A 4874-nucleotide genomic window follows, 5' to 3' on the forward strand; every position below is an offset into this window, starting at 1 on the left:
AGGAAAGGTAAAACGAACATCTTCATCAAGTAGTGCGCCGAGCAACGGGTGATGCGGTTTCTAAGGGGGATTTAAGCAAAGCCCCGGAACTTGGGGCTTTGGTTGAATTCCCCTTAGAAGTTAGCATCAGTTGCGTCGTCCACAGGACTAGGCGCTGCACACTGTTTGCGGCCATCGAAGCACGTTTTCGCTAGGTAAAAGGAAAAGTAAAAAGGTTCGGCAATGAACGCCTTTGTTCATCTCCGAACCTTTTCTTTTACTCTGGAAGCTAACCGCTGTTTAGTGCACACTTATTTTTTGAGCGTCGTCAATGTGACCACACTGGTACTGGTCAGAACGTTGTTATTCGCAATTTCTACCTGCCAAGTCTGAATTCGATTGCCGACATGCAGTGGTTCAGCGGTTGCCACCAGAGTTCCTGATTCGGCCGGCATTAGATGTTGAGTTGAGATATTAATCCCGACTGCATATCGGTCCGAGTCGAGGAGCCGATTTGCCCCAATCGAGGCCGCCGTTTCCGCCAGGACCGAGTTGATCCCTCCGTGGACGATACCATACGGTTGTTTGACAGAATCAGTGACTTCTAGTGATATAATAACTTTAGTTTTGCTGACGGAAACGGTTTGAATCCCCAGCAATTCAATTAAATTAGACAATTTATTCACACTCCATGGTTGAAAGGATAAAAACAAATGACTTCAGTTAAATGGGAAGCAGTAAAATCATACAAAGAAATTATTTTTGAACGGGCAGATAAAATTGCCAAAATTACCATGAATCGACCTGAAAAGATGAACGCATTTACGCCGGTCACCATCCAAGAAATGATTGATGCATTTAATATCTGTCGTGATGATAGCACAATTGGGGTCATTATCCTAACCGGTGCGGGCGACAAGGCCTTTTCTTCGGGTGGCGACCAAGGTGTTCGCGGTAACGGCGGATACGTTGGCCCAGACCACATCGCAAGGTTGAACGTGCTCGACCTTCAGCACTTAATTCGAATTATCCCAAAGCCGGTCATCGCCATGGTGAAGGGCTGGTCAGTCGGCGGCGGAAATATTCTTCAGCTGGTTTGTGATTTGACGATTGCCGCTGACAATGCGCAGTTTGGCCAAACCGGACCGAAAGTCGGCAGCTTTGACGCAGGCTACGGCTCTGGTTATTTAGCCCGGGTGATCGGCCATAAACGGGCCAAAGAAGTCTGGTTCCTAAATCATTTCTACAGTGCTGAAGAAGCGTTTCAAATGAACTGGATTAACAAAGTAGTTCCGCTTAAAGATGTTGAATCCGAAACCCTTGATTGGTGTTACGAAATCCTACAAAAGTCCCCAACTGCCCTGCGGTTTATCAAGGCGGCTATGAACGCTGACACAGATGGCTTGGCTGGCCTCCAGCAGCTGGGTGGCGATGCGACGATGTTATTTTATACCACGGACGAAGGAAAAGAAGGCCGGGATGCTTTTAATGAAAAGCGCAAGCCGGACTTCGACCAGTTCCCCAAATTTCCATAAAGAGGTTGAAGGCGTTGGATAATTGGATTTTAAAACAAGCACTGATTTCACCAGCCAAACTTGCGGTCGATGATGGTCAGACACGGCTCACGTTTACTGAGTTGAAGTCACGAGTTAAAGTGACTGCTGGGAAATTGCTGGCATCTCCTGCCGTAAAAGGCGAGCGGGTTGCGATGATGACTAGAAATTCGTTGGCCGGCTATCTGATGGCACTGGCGGTTTTAGGCACTGGAAAGACGATTGTCTGGATTAACTGGCGCTTGTCAGATGAAGAAATTGGCCGTCAACTGGCTGACAGTCAAGCAGCGGTGTGCTTGGTCGACGATGCACTTTGGCGACCCGATTTTCGGGCCCCATTTATGAAATTCAGCGCGCTCAGGCAAATCGATGCCCAGCCCCATCAATTGGTGGATCAATTTAATAACGCGGATGTCGCAAGTATTATGTACACGTCGGGAACGACCGGTGCACCAAAGGGCGTGATGCAAACCTTCGGCAACCACTTTGCCTCAGCAGTTTCATCATCGCTTAACCTTGGGCTGACTGGACATGACGAATGGCTTTGTGCAGTGCCAATTTTTCACATTAGTGGCTTTTCGATTATGATGCGGGGGTTGATTTATGGGATGACGGTCCGGCTGGTGGACCACTTTAACCCAGTTGTCGTTGACCGTATTTTAACTACTGAACCGATTTCAACAATTTCGGTTGTGCCTTATATGCTCAAAAAACTCTTGGGTTTGCGGCGTGAAAAGGGCAATGTTTATAACGTGCATTTTAGATGCATGTTACTGGGTGGCGGGCCGATTGACCTTGAAACGTTGAAGGACTGCCGTCAATTAACAATCCCGGTTGTTCAATCGTACGGTATGACGGAGACCTGTTCGCAGATTGTTGCCCTAAATGATGCAGATGCTGATTCACGAATTGGTTCTGTCGGCAAACCGCTGTTTTTGACCCAACTCAAATTAGCAGAAAAGAACCAAGAAGTGTTATTGAAAACACCGGCACTGACGGTTGGTTATTTAAATCGACCCCAGGCATTGTCTGACAAGTTGACCGCCGATGGGTGGTATCGGACAGGTGATATTGGCCATTTTGACAGCGACGGCTTTTTATATATCGATGGTCGGATCGACGACATGATTATTTCTGGTGGTGAGAACATTTTCCCTGACGAAATTGAATCGGTTTATCTGCAACGTCCTGATGTTGATGAAATTGCCGTTGTTGGCGTTGATGACTCAAAGTGGGGTCAACGCGCCGTCGCCTTTGTGGTGGGTAATCAACCAATTTCTGAACCGGAACTCATTCAATTTGGCCGCCAAAGATTGGCCCACTATAAGGTTCCAAAGCAATTTATTCAAATTGACCAGTTGCCAATGAACGCCGGTGGCAAAGTACAGCGATTCAAATTAAAGCTGCGAATTGATGCATCTCTTTGAGTGTGGTTTAAGAGTGTTTGAATTGACGGCGCAGCAAATCATATGGCATAATAATGGTACAAAGTAGACAAATAATCACAAAAAAGGGAACCCAGTGCGGGGTTCCCTTTTTTAAAATGTTGTATATTTTTAAGTGAAAACCAACAACTCGATTTAACGTAAGGAGCAAAATACGATGAAAACTTTACAATCATCACCTAAAAAAGACGGCTTCAGAATGCCTGGCGAATTTGAACATCATAAGGGTGTCTACATTCTCTGGCCAGAACGTCCGGACAACTGGCGTAATGGCGCAAAACCCGCACAGCATACATTTGTCAATGTTGCCAAAGCAATTTCTCAGTTTGAACACGTCACAGTTGGCGTTTCCGATGGGCAGTATGCCAACGCGCGTCATATGTTACCCGACAACGTTGAAGTGATTGAAATCTCCAGTGATGATGCTTGGATCCGGGATTGTGGTCCAAGCTTCGTGGTCAATGACGAAGGCGAACTTCGCGGCGTTGACTGGACCTTCAACTCATGGGGCGGCCTGGTTGATGGCCTGTACTTCCCATGGGATAAGGATGACCGGGTTGCTCAAAAAGTCACTGAACTTGAGCACGCCGATCGTTACCGTTTGGACGACTTCATTTTGGAAGGCGGATCAATTCACGTTGATGGTGAAGGAACCTTGATTACGACCGAAGAATGCCTGCTTTCCAAAGGTCGAAATTCACAATTATCAAAAGAACAAATTGAAAATGTTTTAAAAGAATACTTGAACCTGGATAAGGTGATTTGGCTCAAGCGGGGCATTTATTTGGATGAAACCAACGGTCACGTTGACAACATCGCTAACTTTGTGAAGCCTGGAGTTGTTGCCTTAGCTTGGACTGATGACAAGAATGACCCACAATACGAAATTTCAAAGGAAAACTACGACATTTTGAGTAACGCAACGGATGCCCGTGGTCGAAAGATTCAAGTTGAAAAGCTGTATGTGCCAAAGCCGGTTATGATCACCAAAGAAGAAAGCGAAGGCGTTGACGCCGTTGACGGCAGCTTACCTCGTCTTGAAGGCGACCGTCTTGCAGCCAGCTACGTCAACTACTACACCGCAAATGGTGGGATTGTCTTTCCAACTTTCAACGATCCAAATGATCAAAAGGCAGAAGAAACCCTGAAACGGTTGTATCCGGATCGCAAAGTCATTGGGGTTCCTGCCCGCGAAATTTTACTCGGTGGTGGTAATATTCATTGCATCACCCAACAAGTGCCATCTGGCAGATAGGAGGAAGTCGTATTGGCTAAAATTGTTGTTGCATTAGGTGGCAATGCGATCCTTTCAAAGGACGCTTCGGCCGAAGCTCAAATGAAAGCAGTTAAGAAAACTGCCAAAGACGGTTGGCTTATCGAAACGTCAAGAAGGACGATGTGATCTTTGTTTTTGACTATGCAGGTGAAGATGATGAGCTGATTTCAATTATTCAAAATCTCCAGAGTCAACGGCAGTACGCGATGCTTGTCTCAATTACGGGCGCCAATAATAATACCATCCAAAATATGAGTAATGAGAATTTGTATTTATTTACAGGTGAACTCAAGGTTAGTGGCATTGACATGACGTCACACGTTTCATTGATTGTGATTATGGAGTTGTTGCTTTATCAGTTTATGGAGTATGAAAAATCAAAAAAGTTATAGAAAGGGTTGGTTCTAAAAAATGTTATCCTTTTTGATTAACTGTAAATAAATTATGATACAATTCACCTAAATAATGTTTCCAGAAAGGAATAACAATGGGCAAGAGTCCACAACAAGAAGTATTTAAGAAGATTAATCAGGCAAAGACAGATGAGTTGAAAAAGGTATTACTAAACCTTAGCGCGCTTCATCCGCAAATGGCTCAGATGATTTTAGCGGTTTTCAATAA

Annotated in this window: 5 protein-coding genes and 1 pseudogene; 5 read left to right on the top strand and 1 reads right to left on the bottom strand. The window is 45.3% G+C overall.

Going from position 1 to position 4874, the window contains the following annotated elements:
* Positions 1-290: 290 nt before the first annotated feature.
* Positions 291-656 carry a PaaI family thioesterase gene (locus tag AB3112_RS08145; RefSeq protein WP_084973300.1) on the bottom strand — a complete coding sequence of 122 codons (366 nt, stop codon included), beginning with the start codon at positions 654-656 and terminating at the stop codon, positions 291-293.
* Positions 657-692: 36 nt separating this feature from the next.
* On the opposite strand from AB3112_RS08145, the gene menB reads away from it, so the two are divergent.
* The 5 genes and pseudogenes from menB to AB3112_RS08170 all read left to right on the top strand — a co-directional run bounded on the left by menB (position 693) and on the right by AB3112_RS08170 (position 4645).
* Positions 693-1514: a 1,4-dihydroxy-2-naphthoyl-CoA synthase gene (gene menB / locus AB3112_RS08150; RefSeq protein ID WP_057909026.1), complete on the top strand. Its 822-nt coding sequence runs from the start codon at positions 693-695 to the stop codon at positions 1512-1514.
* A 14-nt stretch (positions 1515-1528) separates the two neighbouring features.
* The gene (locus AB3112_RS08155; RefSeq protein WP_084973298.1) at positions 1529-2959 is read left to right on the top strand and encodes an o-succinylbenzoate--CoA ligase; all 1431 of its coding nucleotides are present in this window, start codon (positions 1529-1531) and stop codon (positions 2957-2959) included.
* A gap of 175 nt (positions 2960-3134) precedes the next feature.
* Positions 3135-4232: an agmatine deiminase gene (gene aguA, locus AB3112_RS08160; RefSeq protein WP_367334265.1), complete on the top strand. Its 1098-nt coding sequence runs from the start codon at positions 3135-3137 to the stop codon at positions 4230-4232.
* A gap of 12 nt (positions 4233-4244) precedes the next feature.
* Positions 4245-4340, top strand: a pseudogene (locus AB3112_RS08165) (carbamate kinase); the annotation flags it as partial.
* Positions 4341-4375: 35 nt separating this feature from the next.
* Complete coding sequence (locus tag AB3112_RS08170; protein ID WP_239822838.1) at positions 4376-4645, top strand: SIS domain-containing protein; 270 nt, start codon at positions 4376-4378, stop codon at positions 4643-4645.
* The last annotated feature ends 229 nt before the right edge of the window (positions 4646-4874 follow it).

Source organism: Lentilactobacillus sp., from assembly GCF_040773105.1.
Classification (GTDB): Bacteria; Bacillota; Bacilli; order Lactobacillales; family Lactobacillaceae; genus Lentilactobacillus; species Lentilactobacillus parabuchneri.

What these genes read in the sequence shown, in the direction of transcription:
- menB (WP_057909026.1), top strand. Translation starts at nt 693, where the DNA reads ATGACTTCAGTTAAATGGGAAGCAGTAAAATCATACAAAGAAATTATT.
- aguA (WP_367334265.1), top strand. Translation starts at nt 3,135, where the DNA reads ATGAAAACTTTACAATCATCACCTAAAAAAGACGGCTTCAGAATGCCT.